16 protein-coding genes are annotated in these 15980 nt (G+C 67.2%); 4 read left to right on the plus strand and 12 right to left on the minus strand.

Annotated features, from left to right (window positions below; translation table 11 throughout):
* Positions 1–24: 24 nt before the first annotated feature.
* Positions 25–318 (plus strand): S24 family peptidase, encoded by a 294-nt coding sequence (locus DMB42_RS49360; protein WP_125648131.1) that lies wholly within the window; start codon positions 25–27, stop codon positions 316–318.
* Positions 319–352: 34 nt separating this feature from the next.
* Here DMB42_RS49360 and DMB42_RS49365 read toward each other — a convergent pair whose 3' ends face one another.
* The 4 genes from DMB42_RS49365 to DMB42_RS49380 are packed head-to-tail and all read right to left on the minus strand — an operon-like array spanning position 353 to position 3265.
* Complete coding sequence (locus tag DMB42_RS49365; protein ID WP_125648136.1) at positions 353–781, minus strand: CGNR zinc finger domain-containing protein; 429 nt, start codon at positions 779–781, stop codon at positions 353–355.
* A 55-nt stretch (positions 782–836) separates the two neighbouring features.
* Complete coding sequence (locus tag DMB42_RS49370; protein WP_125648138.1) at positions 837–1580, minus strand: amino acid ABC transporter ATP-binding protein; 744 nt, start codon at positions 1578–1580, stop codon at positions 837–839.
* Entirely contained in the window at positions 1577–2404 is an 828-nt protein-coding gene (locus tag DMB42_RS49375) for an amino acid ABC transporter permease (RefSeq protein WP_125648141.1), read from the minus strand. Before DMB42_RS49375 ends, DMB42_RS49370 begins: the two co-directional genes overlap by 4 nt.
* Positions 2405–2407: 3 nt before the next feature.
* Positions 2408–3265, minus strand: coding sequence for an ABC transporter substrate-binding protein (locus DMB42_RS49380; protein WP_125648144.1), 858 nt, complete (start codon positions 3263–3265; stop codon positions 2408–2410).
* A 290-nt stretch (positions 3266–3555) separates the two neighbouring features.
* Between DMB42_RS49380 and DMB42_RS49385 the strand changes: the two genes are divergently transcribed.
* On the plus strand, positions 3556–4746 hold the full coding sequence (locus DMB42_RS49385; protein WP_125648147.1) for an NADP-dependent malic enzyme: 1191 nt from the start codon (positions 3556–3558) through the stop codon (positions 4744–4746).
* A gap of 276 nt (positions 4747–5022) precedes the next feature.
* A complete protein-coding gene (locus DMB42_RS49390; protein WP_125648150.1) occupies positions 5023–6381 on the plus strand; it encodes a hypothetical protein in 1359 nt (452 codons plus the stop codon).
* Between the two features lie 150 nt (positions 6382–6531).
* Here the strand turns inward: DMB42_RS49390 and DMB42_RS49395 are convergent, their stop codons facing one another.
* From DMB42_RS49395 to DMB42_RS49420, 6 genes are all read right to left on the minus strand, one after another.
* The gene (locus DMB42_RS49395) at positions 6532–8076 is read right to left on the minus strand and encodes a serine protease (RefSeq protein WP_125648153.1); all 1545 of its coding nucleotides are present in this window, start codon (positions 8074–8076) and stop codon (positions 6532–6534) included.
* A gap of 181 nt (positions 8077–8257) precedes the next feature.
* A complete protein-coding gene (locus DMB42_RS49400) occupies positions 8258–9862 on the minus strand; it encodes a hypothetical protein (RefSeq protein WP_125648156.1) in 1605 nt (534 codons plus the stop codon).
* 438 nt (positions 9863–10300) lie between these two features.
* Positions 10301–11905, minus strand: a complete 1605-nt coding sequence (locus DMB42_RS49405) for a serine protease (RefSeq protein WP_125648159.1) — start codon at positions 11903–11905, stop codon at positions 10301–10303.
* A 512-nt stretch (positions 11906–12417) separates the two neighbouring features.
* A complete protein-coding gene (locus DMB42_RS49410; protein ID WP_125648162.1) occupies positions 12418–13212 on the minus strand; it encodes an inositol monophosphatase family protein in 795 nt (264 codons plus the stop codon).
* Positions 13213–13257: 45 nt separating this feature from the next.
* Positions 13258–13662 (minus strand): hypothetical protein, encoded by a 405-nt coding sequence (locus DMB42_RS49415; protein ID WP_125648165.1) that lies wholly within the window; start codon positions 13660–13662, stop codon positions 13258–13260.
* 75 nt (positions 13663–13737) lie between these two features.
* A complete protein-coding gene (locus DMB42_RS49420; protein WP_125648168.1) occupies positions 13738–13953 on the minus strand; it encodes a DUF397 domain-containing protein in 216 nt (71 codons plus the stop codon).
* A 120-nt stretch (positions 13954–14073) separates the two neighbouring features.
* Between DMB42_RS49420 and DMB42_RS49425 the strand changes: the two genes are divergently transcribed.
* Positions 14074–14325 carry a GntR family transcriptional regulator gene (locus DMB42_RS49425; RefSeq protein ID WP_125648171.1) on the plus strand — a complete coding sequence of 84 codons (252 nt, stop codon included), beginning with the start codon at positions 14074–14076 and terminating at the stop codon, positions 14323–14325.
* Positions 14326–14385: 60 nt separating this feature from the next.
* Here the strand turns inward: DMB42_RS49425 and DMB42_RS49430 are convergent, their stop codons facing one another.
* Together DMB42_RS49430 and DMB42_RS49435 are read right to left on the minus strand one after the other, a co-directional pair.
* Entirely contained in the window at positions 14386–14580 is a 195-nt protein-coding gene (locus tag DMB42_RS49430) for a hypothetical protein (RefSeq protein ID WP_125648174.1), read from the minus strand.
* A gap of 144 nt (positions 14581–14724) precedes the next feature.
* Positions 14725–15885 carry a serine protease gene (locus DMB42_RS49435; protein ID WP_125648177.1) on the minus strand — a complete coding sequence of 387 codons (1161 nt, stop codon included), beginning with the start codon at positions 15883–15885 and terminating at the stop codon, positions 14725–14727.
* Between the last annotated feature and the right edge of the window lie 95 nt (positions 15886–15980).

Raw genomic sequence — 15980 nt, forward strand, 5'->3', positions numbered from 1 at the left:
CCGTGGAGTAGGGGGTCTCCGCCCATGAGAGTGCGTGTCGAGGGCGATTCGATGCGTCCCGCGCTGGTCCCCGGAGACTGGCTTCTCGTACGCAGGGGAGCGGTCGTCCACCCGGGTGACCTCGTCGTGGCCAGGCTGCCCGGCGATCCCGATCGGCTGATCGTGAAGCGCGCCCAATGGCACGGCGCGGACGGCTGGTGGCTGGAGAGCGACAACCAGCAGGCGAGCGGCCGGCGCGACAGCTGGGACTTCGGGCCGGTCGAGGAGATCGTCGGGCGTGTCGTGCTGCGCTACTGGCCGCTGATGCGCCGAGGATGACCCTCCGGCCCCTTCGGCGCCCGTACGTGACCGTTCAGCTCTCTTGGGCGCTCCTGCGGCGCCGGTAGGCGGCCACGTTGGCGCGCGTGGCGCAGCGGGGGGAGCAGTAGCGGCGGGAGCGGTTGGAGGAGGTGTCGAGGAAGGCGCGGGCGCAGCGCGGCTCGTGGCAGCGGCCCAGCCGGTCGGCGCCCAGCTCGGCGACGACGGCGGCCAGGCCCATCACCGCGCTCGCCGCGGAGTCCTCGGCCAGGTGGAGGTGCCAGCCCTGGCCGTCGTGGTCGGACAGCCGCGGGTGCACGGGATAGCGTACGAGCAGGGCATTGAGGCGTTCGGCCACCGCCCGCGCGTCTCCCGCGACGTCGAACACGGAGGCCAGCTCGGCGCGCAGGCCGGTCAGCTCCGGGGGCGGGGCGGGGTCGTTGATCAGGCGGACCGCCCACTCGGCGTAAGAGGTCAGGTCCATGCGGGAGTATTACACGAGTTGCCGGGCCCCCGGGACTCCCCGGGGGCCGGGCGGTTCACTCCTCCGGGTGCAGCACCCGGTGCAGGAACGCACGGGTGCGCTCGTGCTGCGGGTCGCCGATCACCTGGGCGGGGTCGCCGTCCTCGACGATGACGCCGCCGTCCATGAACACCACGCGGTCGGCCACCTGGCGGGCGAATCCCATCTCGTGCGTGACGACGAGCATGGTCATGCCCTCCTCGGCCAGCTTGCGCATGACCGTGAGCACGTCCCCGACCAGTTCGGGGTCGAGCGCCGAGGTGGGCTCGTCGAACAACATCAGGTCGGGGTTCATCGCCAGGGCCCTGGCGATGGCCACCCGCTGCTGCTGCCCGCCGGAGAGCTGGGCGGGGTAGGAGTCGCACTTGGCGCCGACGCCCACCTTCTCCAGGTTCTCCCGGGCCACGACCTCGGCCTCCCGCTTGCCGCGCTTCAGCACGCGCTGCTGAGCGATCATGACGTTCTGCAGCGCGGTCATGTGCGGGAACAGGTTGAACTGCTGGAAGACCATCCCGATGCGGCGTCGTACGGCGTCGATGTCGGCGTCGGGGTCGGTCACCTCCACGCCCTGCACGCACACCTGGCCCCTGGTGGGCTGCTCCAGCAGGTTCACGCAGCGCAGCAGCGTGGACTTGCCCGAGCCGGACGGCCCGATGACGCACACCACCTGGCCCGGCTCGACCGTCATGTCGATGCCCTTGAGCACCTGGTTCCCGCCGAAGTACTTGTGCAGGTCTCGTAGCTCGATGGCGTGCGTCATTGGCTCCTCCGCTTACGCCCCTCAAGCCGGGACGCGAGGTACCCCAGCGGGATCGTGACGATCAGGTACGTCACGCCGGCGACCATGATGGGCGTGGCGTTGGCGTACTGGGAGGCCAGGTCGTTGCCGAACTTGGCCAGCTCGACGTACTCGCCGGAGACGCCCAGGAACAGCACCAGCGAGGAGTCCTTGAGCAGGGACACGAACTGGTTGGTCGTGGGCGGGATCACCATGCGGATGGCCTGCGGGATGACCACCGTCACCTGCGCCCTGGTCGCCGACATGCCGAGCGACCTGGCCGCCTCCGTCTGGCCCCTCGGGACCGCCTGGAGACCGGCCCGGAAGACCTCCGCCTGGTAGGCGGCGCCGACCAGGCCGAGGCCCAGGATGCCCTGTCCGTACGTGCCGAACGGCACCTGGAACCCGGGCAGCGCCAACGGCAGGAAGGTGATCATCAGGAAGATCAGCAGCGCGGGCAGGCCACGGAAGATCTCGATGTAGACGATCGCGATCCACCGGTACGGCCGCACCTGCGACAACCGCATGAGCGCGAGCAGCAACCCGAACACGAACGAGACGAGGAAACCGCCCACCGTGTAGATGATCGTGTTCCGCAACGCGACCGTGAACAGGTCGGGCAGCGCCTGCTTGGCCACGTCGACCTTGGCGAAGTTCTGCGCGAGCCCGCCCCAGTCGGCGTACAGGGCCACCGCGACGAGCGCGGCGGCCAGCACGACGTACTGGACGGCACGGGTGATCCGCTGCCTCTTCCGGGGGCTGAGCCTGGCGCGGCCAGGCTCAGCCGTCTTCGGCTGTTCGGCCATGGATCAGCCCAGCTCGCCGGGCTTCTTGCCGAACCACTTCACGTAGATCTTCTCGTAGTTGCCGTCCTGCTTGGCCTTGGTGATCTCCTCGTTGATCGTCTTGAGGAGGGTGGGGTCGGCGCCCTTCTTCAGGCCGATGCCGTACTGCTCGCCGGTGTCCAGGCTGGCGATCAGCTCGAACTTCTCGGCGATCTCCGGCTTCTTCAGCCAGGTCAGGACCACGGGGAGGTCCTGGACGATCGCGTCGGCCTGCCCGGCCTGGAGGGCCAGGAGCTCCTTGGCCGAGTCGGCGTACTCGGTGGGGTTGAAGCCCTGCTTCTTGACGTAGTCGAGGCCGGTCGTGCTGGCCTGGGCGCCCAGCTTGAGGTTCTTGGCCTTGATGTCCTCGAGCGACTTCGCGCCCGTGCCCTTCTTGGCGAGCAGCGCCTGGGTGGCGTCGAAGTAGGGCTCGGAGAAGTCGATGTTCTGCTTGCGCTCGTCGGTGATCGTCATGCCGGCGGCGGCCACGTCGCACTTGCCCGCGGCCATGGCGGCACCACTCTTGATCACCGCGAAGTCGATGTCCACGATGTTCTGGGTCACGCCCAGCTTCTTCGCGGCGAGGTCGACGATGTCCACGTCGAACCCGACGATCTTGCCGCTGTCGTCCTTGAACTGGAACGGCTCGTACGGGATGTTCGTGCAGACCGTGAGCTTGCCGGGCTGGACGAGCTTCACGCCGCCGGCCGCGGACGCACTCGCGCCGGTGGTGCCGGAGGAGGAGCCTCCGGACTCGCTGCCACAGGCGCTGAGGGCGAGAGCGGCGGTCAGAGCGAGCGCGCCGACAGCGTAGCCACGGCGGCCCTTGGGGCTGAGGGCCATGTACGGCCTCCTCGAAGAGTTATGCCACGTAACTTGCGTTTTGTGCAGTTTAAAGGGGGTTTAGCTGCGGTCCGTCATCCCGCGTTTAACAATGCGTCAACGGAACGGCGTCGGCTCCGACACCATCGGCCATCGGTCCATCTCACCATGTGGCACTATGGGGAGACGGGTGACCCCCGTAACCCCTCAGAGACGACCGACGAGGGGGAGCTTGGCGACTACCGAAGCCAGCCCACTCGCGCTCGTACGCCGAAGGTTTCTTCCGCTCCGATTGACTTACAGGGGTCGCCGTGGCTGCCACGCCCGCTTCTGCATCCGTCGAACCGCTCGACCTCGACCCGGCCTTCGCCCTGCACCGCGGGGGCAAGCTGGAGGTCCGGTCGACCATTCCCGTCCGCGACGCCGACGACCTGTCGCTCGCCTACACGCCCGGCGTAGCCCGGGTCTGCACCGCCATCGCCGACAATCCGTCGCTGGTCAACGACTACACCTGGGTCTCCAACGTGGTCGCCGTCGTCACTGACGGCACCGCCGTGCTCGGCCTGGGCGACATCGGGCCGTCGGCCGCCATGCCCGTCATGGAGGGCAAGGCGCTGCTGTTCAAGGAGTTCGGCAACGTCGACGCCGTACCGATCTGCCTCGACTGCACCGACGTCGACGCGCTCGTCGAGACCGTGGTGCGCCTCGCGCCGTCGTTCGGCGGCGTCAACCTGGAGGACATCAGCGCCCCGCGCTGCTTCGAGGTCGAGGACCGGCTGCGCGAACTGCTCGACATCCCCGTCTTCCACGACGACCAGCACGGCACCGCCATCGTCGCGCTGGCCGCCCTGCAGAACGCGGCCCGCCTGACCGGCCGCACGCTCGGCGACCTCCGCGCCGTCGTGGCCGGCGCGGGCGCCTCCGGCGTCGCCGTCACCCGCATCCTGCTGGGCGCGGGCATCGGCGACATCGCGGTCGCCGACTCCAAGGGCATGATCTACGAAGGCCGCGAAGGGCTCAACCCGGTCAAGGAGGCCCTGGCCCGCGAGACCAACCGGGCCGGCCACACCGGCTCCACCGAGGACGCCCTGGCCGGCGCCGACGTCTTCCTCGGCCTGTCCGGATCGACCGTCTCCGAGGCGGCTATCGCCTCCATGGCCGCCGACTCCATCGTCTTCGCCCTGTCCAACCCCACACCCGAGGTCCATCCAGAGGTGGCCGCCAGGCACGCCAAGGTGGTCGCCACCGGGCGCTCCGACTTCCCCAACCAGATCAACAACGTCCTGGCCTTCCCCGGCGTCTTCCGCGGCGCGCTCGACGTGCGGGCCACGACCATCACCGAGAACATGAAGGTGGCCGCCGCCGCGTCGGCGGCCGCCGTCGTCGGCGACGACCTCTCGGCCACGTACGTGATCCCGAGCCCGTTCGACCGGCGGGTGGCTCCCGCGGTGACCGCCGCCGTGGCCGCCCAGGCCCGTGCCGACGGCGTGGCCCGCGCCTGACCATTTCCATGAGCGGGGGCCGACCGGCCCCCGCTCAGCTGTTTTCGCGCTACGTCGCAGGTCGGCGAACATTTCCGTTTTCCCGCCACGTCCTGGGTAGTTGAGTTCCCCGTCCAGGAGAAACGGATCCAGGTCCTGATCCCGAGCAGGACCTGCGAAGGGATTGCGATGGAGTTCGCGTGACCTTTGGGAACCGCCAAAAAGCCTTTACACAACGTGCTATAACAAGAGCTCTCTGTAAGGTTGTGGGCGCCGACTCCTGTGACGAGGAGAGCGATGGAACGCGAGCCTAATCGACTGCTGCAGCAGCTCATCGCGGAGGCGGGCTTCTCCCACAAGGGATTGGCCAGGCGCCTCAACGATCTGGGAGCCGCGCGTGGCACGCCGGGTCTCAAGTACGACCACAGCTCTGTGCTGCGGTGGATCGGGGGCCAGAAGCCACGGGATCCCGTCCCGTGCCTGCTCACGGAGATCTTCGCGCTGCGGCTCGGCCGCCCGGTGAGCTCGGAGGACCTGGGCATGCCGACCAACATCACGCCCCTCGATCTCGGTCAGGAGTTCACGCACACGTGGCAGGAGGGGGTCGCGACCGTGACGGCGTTGTGGCGGGCCGACGTGGAGAGACGGAGGTTTCTGATCGACTCCACCTTCGCGATCGGAGCCGGCTCCGTAGGAGCCATACGCTGGCTGACGGCGCCCCCGGAGGGGCGTCCCAGCGGCACCGGCGCGCGCCGGGTGGGCAGGGCCGACATCGCCGCCATCCACGAGGTGACGCGGTCCTTCGGCGAGCTCGACAACCGCTTCGGCAGCGGCCGGGTGCGCTCGTCGGTCGTGAAGTACCTCGACACGGCCGTCTCCCCCCTGCTCAAGGACGGCGGCTACGGCGAGTCCACCGGCAGGCAGCTCGCCGCCGCGGCCGCCGAGCTGACCCGCCTGGCCGGCTGGATGGCCTACGACATGGAGCAGCACGGCCTCGCCCAGCGCTACCTCATCCAGGCGCTCCGCCTGGCCAGGGGCGCCGACGACCACACCCTGGGCGGCGAGATCCTGGCCGGCATGGCCCACCAGGCCATCTACATGGGCCAGCCCGCCCACGCCCTCGACCTGGCCAGGGCCGCCCAGCTCGCGGCCCGGCGGGCCGGCGTCGCGACGCTGCTCGCCTCCGCGCACGTCCTGGAGGCCCATGCCCACGCGGGGCTCGGCGACCCGAAGTCCTGCGGCGGCTCCCTGCACCAGGCCGAGCTCGCCTTCGACGCCCGCAGGCCCACCGAGGAGCCGCGCTGGCTCAGCTACTTCGACGAGGCCTACCTGTCGGCCAAGTTCGCCCACTGCTTCCGCGACCTGGGGGAGGGGGAGCGCACCGTACGGCTGGCGCGCCGCTCCCTCGACATGGACACCCGGTACGTACGGGGGCGCATGTTCAACCTGTCGCTGCTGGCGGCCGGGTTGCTGGACTGCGGCGAGCTCGACGAGGCGTGCCAGGCGGCGGGGAGCGCGCTGACGCTGGCCGGGGAGCTGCAGTCGGCACGGTCGCGGTCGTACGCGGCCGATCTGCGGCGGCGGCTGGAGCCGTACAAGAACGAACGGGCCGTGATGGCGTTGCGCGAGCGTACGCGGGAACTCACGTCGGTGTGACGGCTCCCTGAGTTGAGCCGCGTGACGCAGGGCTCCGGCGCCGGAAGGTGAACGACCTCAGGGGCGTCGTGCCGTTCTGAGGCCGGGTGACGGGCCCCGGGCCGCTTCGGGCGGGCCGGGGCCTCGTCGTCTCCGCTGTTTGAGCAGTACCTACTTGAGCAGTTCGCCGTTCGGGCCGACGATGCTCTTGGTCTCGGCGTAGTTGGCCTTGTTGTAGACGTCGGCCACCTCGCCGTCGAAGTAGGCCGAGCTGATGAAGTCGATCCGGTCGTTGCCGTCCTGGTCGTGGAACATGCTCGTCACGCCGTTGACGTAACCGGTGCGCTTGCCGTTGTCGTACTTCATGAGCCAGGGGCCGCCGTCGGCGCCGCCGGTCATGGAGCACTTGAGCACCTGGTGCTCCTCGACCCGGAAGGTGTTGACCTGGTACGTCTTGGTGCCGGTCTTGCCGGAGCACCACTTGGGGGTCACGCCGGTGTAGGGCTTGTCGCCGTCGGGGTGCGGGTCACCGGGGTAGCCGAAGACGGTGACCTTCTGGCCACGCGGCTGGTTCCACGCGAACCCCTGGCCGCCGACCACGTCCCCGAGCCGGCCGGTGTCCTTGGCCATGCCGATGAAGTAGTGGTCGCGGAAGTAGCGGACCGTCTTGCCCGCCTTCACCCACTGCTTGAGGAAGTAGTGGGTCTCGAACCAGCCGGTCTCGTTGCCGTTCTTGTCCTTGGTGACGTCGAGCTTGCCGAGGACCTTGCCGTCGGCCTTGTCCGCCACGAGCTTCTTGTACGTCTCCTGGCTGATGGGCGTGGGGCCCACCTTCTCGTACTGCTCGCCGTTCTTGTCGTCCGCCGTGTCCTTTGCGGCCTTCTCGTAGTCGGCCTCGGTGACCTCGACCCTGGTCAGGGCCTTCTCGCCCTTGTAGTCGTGGCCGACCTTCTCCGGGGTGACGTCGAAGTCCTTGGACCAGAACGGTCCCGCCGAGCCGTACTTCTCCAGGCCGGCGTCGTACTCGTCCTTCTTGATCTCTTCCTGGTCGATCCACTTGTCCCCGCCCCAGGCGGCGAACTCGCTCTTGTTGACCTCTTTGCTCCCCGTCAGGGAGAAGCCGTTGTGCACCGCCACGAACGCGAAGTCGCCGTCGTAGTCGTCGTAGGTGTCGAGGTCGTAGGCCGTGAAGGCGTAGGCGCCGACGTAGACACCCCAGGGAGCCTTGCCCTGGTAGTAGCCGGGCACGAAGACCCACTTGGAGTAGACGTCCTTGCCGGTTTCGTAGACGCAGTGGCCGGCGGTGGCGACGAGGTTGCGGTAGCGGGCCTGGATGGAGGTGGCCGAGCACCAGCGGTAGCGGCCCGCGCTGTCGACGAAGAAGACCTTGCCGATGGTCTTGGGCAGATTGACGTTCTTGCTGGCGGAGGGCTTCGGCGTGCCCGTGGGGGCGGTCAGTCCGGGCTTGCCGTCGGGGGCGCCGTCCTTGCTCTGCGTGGCGACCAGCTTGGAGACGTTCTTGGCGTCCCAGTGGTACTGCGTCGCCTTGCGCAGGGCCGCGCCGTTCGCGCCCAGCCAGAACTTGGCGGTGCTGTACGCGTCGGCGGGCTTCGGCATGAGGTTGTCGCTGACCCAGCTGGGGACGGCGCTGGAGGGGTGGGCAAGCAGGGCGGCGCTCAAGCCGGCGGCGGCGAGGGGGATGAGCAGGCGCTTCAAGGGAGGCTCCACGAAGTTGTCAAGAAGGGTGTCAAAACCCTATCGACCCTCTTGTCACTCTGGTAAGGGTTCGTCTCAGTTTTCGCCGGAAATGGCCGAAGGGCCCGGCAGATGCCGAGCCCTTCGGGTGAAGCTAGGTTGAGCGGAGGTTTGGACCCTCAGCCCGGTATCCGTCCGAAGATCAGCTGTCGGCCTTCGGAAGGATGGTGCCCGACCACACGTTCGCCGCGGCGGCGTAGACCGAGTTGGTCTCACCGTCGAAGTACGGCGAGGACATGTAGTCCCAGCGGTCGTTGCCGTCCGTGTCGTACAGAACGCTGGTCACGCCGTTGACGTAGCCCATGCGCTTGGCGTTGCTGTACTTGAGGAGCCACGGGGCGCCGTTGTAGCCGCCGGTGACGGCGCACTTCAGCGAGATGTGCTCTTCGATCTTCAGGCTCGGAACCTTGGTGGCCTTCGCACCGGTCTTGCCGTAGCACCACTTCGGCGTAACGCCGGAGTAGGGCTTCGAACCGTCGGGGTGCTTGGCGTAGGGGTAGCCGAAGGTACGGACGTACTTACCGGTCGGCTGGTTCCACGCGAAGCCCTGGCCGCCGACGTTGTCGCCGAGGCGACCGGCGTCGGTGAGCGAGAGCTCCTTGACGAAGTAGCTCTCGACCCAGTAGCGGGTCTGAACGGTGCTCTTGACCCACTTCTTGACGTAGAACTGCTGCTTGAACCAGGCGGTGGCGTTGCCGTTCTTGTCCTTGGTGACCGAGAGCTCACCGAGGTACTTGCCGTCAGCCTTGTCCTTCGACAGCTGGTCGTAGTCTTCCTTGCTGATCGAGATCGGGCTGCCCGTCAGGCCAAGGAACTTGGCGTTGTTGTCCAGGCCGTCAGGAGCAGCGGTGTAGACGCTCTTGGTGACCTCGACGCCGGTCAGCTTGACGCCGTTGTAGCCCTCGGGCTTGAGGTACTCGGCGAGCTTGGCCTGCGCGTCAGCCGGCTTGGCGACGCTCTCGACCTTGGGGTCGACAGCCTTGGACTTGAACGGGCCGTTCTCGCCGTACTTGTCGACGCCAGCCTTGTACTCGTCCGCGGTGATCGTCTTCTCGTCGACCCACTTCGCGCCCTTGAAGGCGTCGTACTCGGACTTGCTGACCTGCGAGACCTTGCCGGAAGCGCCGTGGACACCGTTGTAGACGGTGACGAACGCGTAGTCGCGGTCGAAGTCCTCGTAGTTCGAGAAGTCGTAGTGCGTGAAGGCCTGCTTGCCCACGTAGATGCCCCACGGGGTCTTGCCCTGGTAGTAACCCGGGACGAACACCCAGCGGGAGACGACCTCGTCGTTGGCAGCGATGTCGTACACGCAGTGACCAGCCGTCGCAACCAGGTTGCGGTAGTTCGACTGGATCGAGGTGCCGGAGCACCAGTACAGCTTGCCGTCACGACCCTCGAAGAACACCTTGCCGATGGACTTCGGCAGGTTCACGTTCTGCGACTTGACCGTGGTGGTCTTCTCGGCGCCGATCGGCGGGGTGGAGCCGGGCTTGCCGTCAGCGACGTACCCGCCCTTCTGCACGATCTTCTTGACGTCCTTGTTGTCCCAGTAGTAGGCCGTGGCCTGCCGCAGGGCAGCGTTGTCGGACTTGGTCCAGAAGTCCAGGATCTCAGCGGCCTTCTGCTGGCTGGCAGCCAGAGCAGCAGCGTCGACGTCCGGGTCGGCCTGGGCGGCACCGGCGAGACCGGCAGCCAGCAGACCAGTGGCCAGCAGGGCGCCACCGGCGGGGAGGAGGATGCGCTTCAAGGTAACTCCTTGCGCTGTCGTGGAACGCCTCTTGCGTCCCATGCGTCAGTAAAGGGATAGCCAGGAACATACAGTGTCGATCTTGAAATCCGGTAGCCGCTTTGAAAGGAAAAGATGCGGCATGTCGGGCGTTATCGTTCTGTGATGTTTAGGCACCCGGTGCGCAGGAGTTCGGTGAAGCCGGGCTTGACGCTGTTTGCCCTGATCAACATAAAGAAGATGTCAGTGGTACAACGGTGAGTGTCATGCGCGCTTGATCCGGTTCGCCGGAGAGGTGTGACGCAGATCACATTGGGTTGATGGCACCGATTCGGCGTCGCGTGCGTCCAAACGGCTTCACTTTCCGGCCCGGAAAGGCTGAAGGGCCCGGCGGATGCCGAGCCCTTCAGTGACTAACGGTTCGTACGAACGGTCAGGACCGGTCGTCCCGAGCCGTCATCAGACGATCTTGCCGGACCAAACGTTGGCAGCGGCCTTGTAGACGACGTTCGTCTCACCGTCGAAGTACGGCGAGGAGATGTAGTCCACGCGGTTGTTGCCGTCCTGGTCGTTGAAGGTGCTGGTGACACCGTTCAGGTAGCCCAGGCGCTTGGCGTTGCTGTACTTGAGGAGCCAAGGACCACCGTCGGCGCCCTCGGTCATGGCGCACTTCAGCGCCACGTGCTCCTCGATCTTCTTGGCGGCCGAACCGACCAGCTTCTTGGTGGTCTTGCCGTAGCACCACTTCGGCGTGACGCCGGTGTAGTTCTTGTGGCCGTCAGGGTGCGCCGAGGCCGGGTAGCCGAAGACGCGGACGTCCTTGCCGGTGGGCTGGTTCCACGCGAAGCCCTGGCCACCGACGTTGTCACCGAGGCGACCGGCGTCCTTGGCGGAGATGTCGACGGCGTAGTAGTCCTCGACCCAGTACTTGATCTGAGCGGTGGACTTGATCCACTTCTTGATGAAGAACTGCTGCTTGAACCACGCGACCTCGGACTTGCCGTCCTTGCCGAGCTGGGCGCGAACCTCGCCCATGAACTTGCCGTCAGCCTTGGCGGCCTTCAGCGAGTCGTAGTCCTCCTTGCTGATGGGGACTTCGGTGCTCAGACGCTCGAACTTGGCGTTGTTGTCGAAACCGGTCGGAGCCGCGGTGTACTGCGACTTGTAGACCTCGGCGCCGGTGAGCTGGACACCCTTGGTGGGGCCCTCGCCCTTGATGTAGGCGTCGACGTTCTGACCGGTCACGTCAGCCGGCTTGGCAACGGTCTCGACCTTGGGGTCGACCGCCTTCGACTTGAACGGACCGTCCTGGCCGTACTTCTCGAAGCCGGCGTCGAACTCTTCCTTGGTGATCGTCTTCTCTTCGACGTAGCCGACGCCGCCCTTGGCCACGTGCGACTTGTACTCGCTCGGCGTGACCTTGGTGGTCTTGCCGCTGAGGGAGGCGCCGTTGTACACGGTCACGAACGCGTAGTCGCGGTCGTAGTCCTCGTACACGTCGAAGTCGTAGTGGGTGAAGGCCTGCTTGCCCACGTAGATGCCCCACGGGGACTTGCCCTGGTAGTAACCGGGGACGAAGACCCACTTGGACATGACGTCGGCGTTGGCGCCGGTGTCGTAGACGCAGTGGCCGGCCGTGGCGACCAGGTTGCGGTACTTCGACTGGAGCGAGGTGGCGGAGCACCACTTCTTCTCGCCCTTGCCGTTGACGAAGAACACCTTGCCGATGGTCTTCGGCATGTTGACGTTCTGCGTCTTGGCGGTGGTCTTCTTCTCCTCACCAATCGGGGCGGTGGTCCCCGGCTTGGTGTCGGCGCTGTAGCCGCCCTTGCTCTGCAGCTTGGCGACGTCGGTCTTGTCCCAGACGTTGGACTCGGTGGCGGCCTTGAGGGCGGCACCGTTGTTCTCGGCCCAGAACTGGGCGATCGCCTTCGCGTTGGCCGCGCTCGCCGCCATCGCGTCGGTGGAGATGTCGCTGTCGGCCGAGGCCGTACCGGCGAGGCCGGCGGCCAGGAGGCCGGTAGCCAGGATGGCGCCACCGGCGGGGATGAGGATGCGCTTCAAGGGAACTGCTCCTTGGTCTGTCGTGGGTCGCAACATGCGTCCCATGCGTCAGTAAAGGGATAGCAAGGAACATAGCGCGGTGATCTCCGCAGGTGAAAGCCGTTCTGAGGGGGCCGGTATCCCCTCCTTTCGCCGTTACCGTGCTGTTATCTGTCAGAGGCTTGAGCGTGATGTTATCGGAACGAGACGTTCTTCCTGGGTAGGTAGGAGATTTGACGGATGGGAGGAAAGTTCCGTTAGTGGCTCGTCACCCTCCGTGGTCGGTTGAATGTGACTCGGATCACAGGAACCAGAATCGGGTCTCATCCGTCTAAATCACTCCCTCATTCACAGGTGATCTTCAGGTTCGCGTCAGAACCCCTCAGGATTCGAGAATCTGGGCGAGTTCGCGGCCTTCTCGGGCGCCACGGGACGCGGTGGGGGTGGTGGCCGTTTGCGTCGTTTGTCTGTTTTGGGCATGACGGCATGGCGGAGAACGCCGCAGGTGGCCCTGGGCGTCGGCGAGGAGGGCTTCAGGGGAGAAGGAGTGAGCGCACCGTGCGCCAGCAGGCGCTGTCGGCGGCGTCCAGCAGGCCCTGCTTCGGAACGGACGGGCTGTACGGGGTGCCGTCGAGGTGATGGGCGGTTCCGCCCGCTTCCGTCAGGAGCAGGACGCCCGGCGCGTGGTCCCAGGGGAGCGTCCGGTGGAAGAGGAGGAAGTCCTGGTCACCGTTCAGGAGGCGGGGATAGTCCACGCCCGCGCATTTCGTGCCCGGTGTGAGGGCGGCGAAGTGGTGCGCGGCCGTCGCGATGTGGGCCTTGGCGGCGTCGTCCAGGAAGCGGGTGAGTACGGCGCCGCGGAGCCGGGACGGGTCGGCGGGGGCGGGGGCGCGGTTCACGCGGACGCCGTTCCGCCAGGTGCCGGAGCCGAGCTCGGCGACGTGGACGTCGTCCTCGGCCGGGCGTACGACCCAGGACGCGACAGTCCGGCCCGACTGGACCAGGGCCGCCATCACCGCGTATTCGGGACGGCCCGCGACGAAGTTGGCCGTGCCGTCCAGCGGATCGACGAGCCAGGCCGTGGGGGCGTCCCGCAGTGCCGAGAGGAGCGTGGGGTCGGCGGCGGTCGCCTCCTCGCCGACGACGGGGGCGTCGATGAGGTCGCGCAGGCGGCGGCTGATCAGTTCCTCGGCCTCGCGGTCGGCGACGGTGACCACTTCGCCCGGTGTCTTCTCGCAGACGTCGCCGGCGGCGAGGGCGCGGAACCGGGGGAGGATCGCGACCTCGGCGGCCTCGCGAAGGATGTCGGTGACCGCGTCGATCAGCATGGTGTTCATGCTAAACACCGGGCCGTACGTCGCCGGAAGGGGTGCTCAGCCGGAGGGGCGGCGGATCGGGCACGGATGGGTGACGTGCCGGTTCGGGCAGCAGATGACGCCGATGGTGAGGAAACGGCCGCTCTGCAGCCATTCGCCCCACTGGACGTCGACGCCTCGGGGGAGCAGGTCGAGGGCGCTGTCCAGGCGGCCTTCGAGGGGGAGCTCCTCGGGCGGGTGGAGCTGGTCGCGGGTCTTCGTGTACTCGGCCGCCATCCACGTCGTCGCCTGGCCGGCTTCCTCGAACGTGGCCGCGACGCGGGCCGCCGGTTTGGCCAGCCAGTCGCCCGTCCGCATCGGCGGCAGCGGCGAGGTGGCGAAATCGGGGGAACTGGGACGGCGTTCCGCCTCGCTCGCCCGGTCGGTGCCGGCGCCGGTCCACAGGTAGGCGTGCCAGTGCATGGATGCTCCCCTATGGTCGGCGGGGCGGCCCCTGCCCGGTCGGACCCGGCAGGGGCGGGCCGTCTCGGCTCCTGCCTAGATGGTGGCGATTCCGGCGGCGCGAAGCTCGGTACCGGTGAAGCGGAGAGTCCCGGCGTCCGGGTTCTTCGAGTCACGGAGCGCGTAGGCGTCCTCGATGCCGGGAATCCGGGCGATCAGGACACAGCTGTCCGAGTGCTCTTCCAGCCGGTCGCCGCCGCACAACTTCGTGAAGGGCACCTCGTCGAGGTTGCAGCCGTACAGGTCAGTCATGAGCGTTTCCTTCCGTCCGGGCCGGGCAAGGTACAAGTAGTAGACATGATAGGACCTCTCCATACCTATGAAGAGGTAGACGCTCGTCCTCGTAGGTCCTTGTTCCAATACCGTTTACGTATGGCCTTGCAGGACAGGAGAGACCGCATCGATCACGTCGGGCCGGACCTGGTGTGGCGGCAGGTGGCCGAGGACGTCGAGAGTGACATCTCCTCCGGCGCGCTCGCTCCGGGCGCCAAGCTGGCGACCGAGCTGGAGATGGCCGGTCAGTACGGCGTCTCACGGGTGACGGTTCGCCGGGCGGTCAAGGATCTGGCGGAGCGGGGCCTGCTGGTCGTCGTCCATGGGCGTGGGACGTTCGTGACCCGATAGCCCCCGTCGGTGCGGGGACGCGAAGAACGGGCGCCTTCGGCTCTCGTACGCTCGAAGTGCTCACCAGCTGCGGACGCGGGTACGGCGGCGCATCCGTTCCAGCATCGCCTCGTTGAAGGCGGCGGACACCGATTCGAAGTCACCGTCCTCGACCGCTCGATCGACGTACGCCTTGACGTGAGGGTCGAGAGTGATCGTGACCTGTAGGTCCGTCGTGCCGGGAGCGGTCTTGGTCTGGTCGTGATCCTCGGTCATACCGACATCTTGCGCCACAAGGGCTGGCGAATCACGTCCCGAAACGCTCAACTCAATTGATCGGAAAGCGCGAGGGGCCGGAAAACAGGTGAGGGCCCCGGCGGCAAGGAGCAACGCCGGGACCCTCGTTCCCCTGGTGAGGGCTTACTTGAACAGCTCGCCGTTAGGGCCCACGATCTTCCCGGACGGGTAGTTCGTGGCCGCCTTGTACACGGCCGCCGTCTCCCCGTCGAAGTAGGGGGACGTGATGTAGTCGATGCGGTCGTTGCCGTCCTGGTCCGCGAACGTGCTGGTCACGCCGTTCACGTAGCCGAGACGCTTGGCGTTGTTGTAGTTCAGCAGCCACGCGCCGCCGTCGTACCCGGGGGTGACGGCGCACTTCAGGCCGACGTGCTCCTCGATCTTGAGCCAGGACGCGCCCACGGCCTTGGACGTGGTCTTGCCGTAGCAGTTCTTCGGCGTGACGCCGCTGTACGGCTTGCTGCCGTCGGGGTGCGGGGCGGCCGGGTAGCCGAAGGTGCGGACGTACTTGCCCGTCGGCTGGTTCCAGGCGAAGCCCTGGCCGCCCACGGCGTCGCCGAGCCGGCCGGCGTCCTTGGACAGCAGGATGTAGTAGTGGCCGCCCCAGGCGCGCTTCGGGCCGCTGAAGCGGTCGAAGTCCTTGCGGTCCACCTGCTTGACACCGTCGAACTGGATGCCGTTGTAGACGGTGACGAACGCGTAGTCGCGGTCGTAGTCCTCGTAGGTGTCGAAGTCGTAGTGGGTGAAGGCCTGCTTGCCCACGTAGATGCCCCACGGAGCCTTGCCCTGGTAGTAGCCGGGGACGAAGACCCACTTGGACAGCGTGTCGCTGTTGCTGTCCGTGTCGTACACGCAGTGGCCGGCGGTGGCGACCAGGTTGCGGTTGCCCGACTGGATGGAGGTGGCCGAGCACCAGCGGAACTTGCCGGAGCCGTCGACGAAGAAGACCTTGCCGATGCTCTTGGGCAGGTTCACGTTCTGGGAGGCGCCGGCCTTCTGCTCGCCGGTGGGCGCGGTCATGCCGGGACGGCCGTCGGGGTCGTAGCCGCCCTTGGAGACGACCTTCCGCACTTCCTTGGAGTCCCAGGTGTACTGCGTGGCCTGGCGGAGCGCGGCGCCGTTGGAGGCGATCCAGAAGGAGGCGATCGAGGCCGCATCGGAGTTGCTGCGGGCCAACGGGTCGTTGGAGATGTCGCCGTCGGCCTGGGCGGTGGCGGACAGCCCGGCGGCCAGGAGGCCGGTGGCCAGGACGGCACCGCCGACGGGGAGAAGGATTCGCTTCAAGGTAACTCCAGGTTGCGCTGACAGGAGGCGCCTCGTGCACCCCAAAACTCAGCAAACGGACGACCCGGAACCTATAACGCTGACTGGGCTAATGG

The sequence above is a fragment of the Nonomuraea sp. WAC 01424 genome (assembly GCF_003947315.1).
Classification (GTDB): domain Bacteria; phylum Actinomycetota; class Actinomycetes; order Streptosporangiales; family Streptosporangiaceae; genus Nonomuraea; species Nonomuraea spiralis.

Bases quoted from the DNA above. Each gene is read 5' to 3' on its own strand.
- DMB42_RS49360 (WP_125648131.1), top strand. From the start codon at position 25: ATGAGAGTGCGTGTCGAGGGCGATTCGATGCGTCCCGCGCTGGTCCCC.
- DMB42_RS49365 (WP_125648136.1), bottom strand. From the start codon at position 781: ATGGACCTGACCTCTTACGCCGAGTGGGCGGTCCGCCTGATCAACGAC.
- DMB42_RS49370 (WP_125648138.1), bottom strand. From the start codon at position 1,580: ATGACGCACGCCATCGAGCTACGAGACCTGCACAAGTACTTCGGCGGG.
- DMB42_RS49375 (WP_125648141.1), bottom strand. From the start codon at position 2,404: ATGGCCGAACAGCCGAAGACGGCTGAGCCTGGCCGCGCCAGGCTCAGC.
- DMB42_RS49380 (WP_125648144.1), bottom strand. From the start codon at position 3,265: ATGGCCCTCAGCCCCAAGGGCCGCCGTGGCTACGCTGTCGGCGCGCTC.
- DMB42_RS49390 (WP_125648150.1), top strand. From the start codon at position 5,023: ATGGAACGCGAGCCTAATCGACTGCTGCAGCAGCTCATCGCGGAGGCG.
- DMB42_RS49410 (WP_125648162.1), bottom strand. From the start codon at position 13,212: ATGCTGATCGACGCGGTCACCGACATCCTTCGCGAGGCCGCCGAGGTC.
- DMB42_RS49415 (WP_125648165.1), bottom strand. From the start codon at position 13,662: ATGCACTGGCACGCCTACCTGTGGACCGGCGCCGGCACCGACCGGGCG.
- DMB42_RS49420 (WP_125648168.1), bottom strand. From the start codon at position 13,953: ATGACTGACCTGTACGGCTGCAACCTCGACGAGGTGCCCTTCACGAAG.
- DMB42_RS49425 (WP_125648171.1), top strand. From the start codon at position 14,074: ATGGCCTTGCAGGACAGGAGAGACCGCATCGATCACGTCGGGCCGGAC.
- DMB42_RS49430 (WP_125648174.1), bottom strand. From the start codon at position 14,580: ATGACCGAGGATCACGACCAGACCAAGACCGCTCCCGGCACGACGGAC.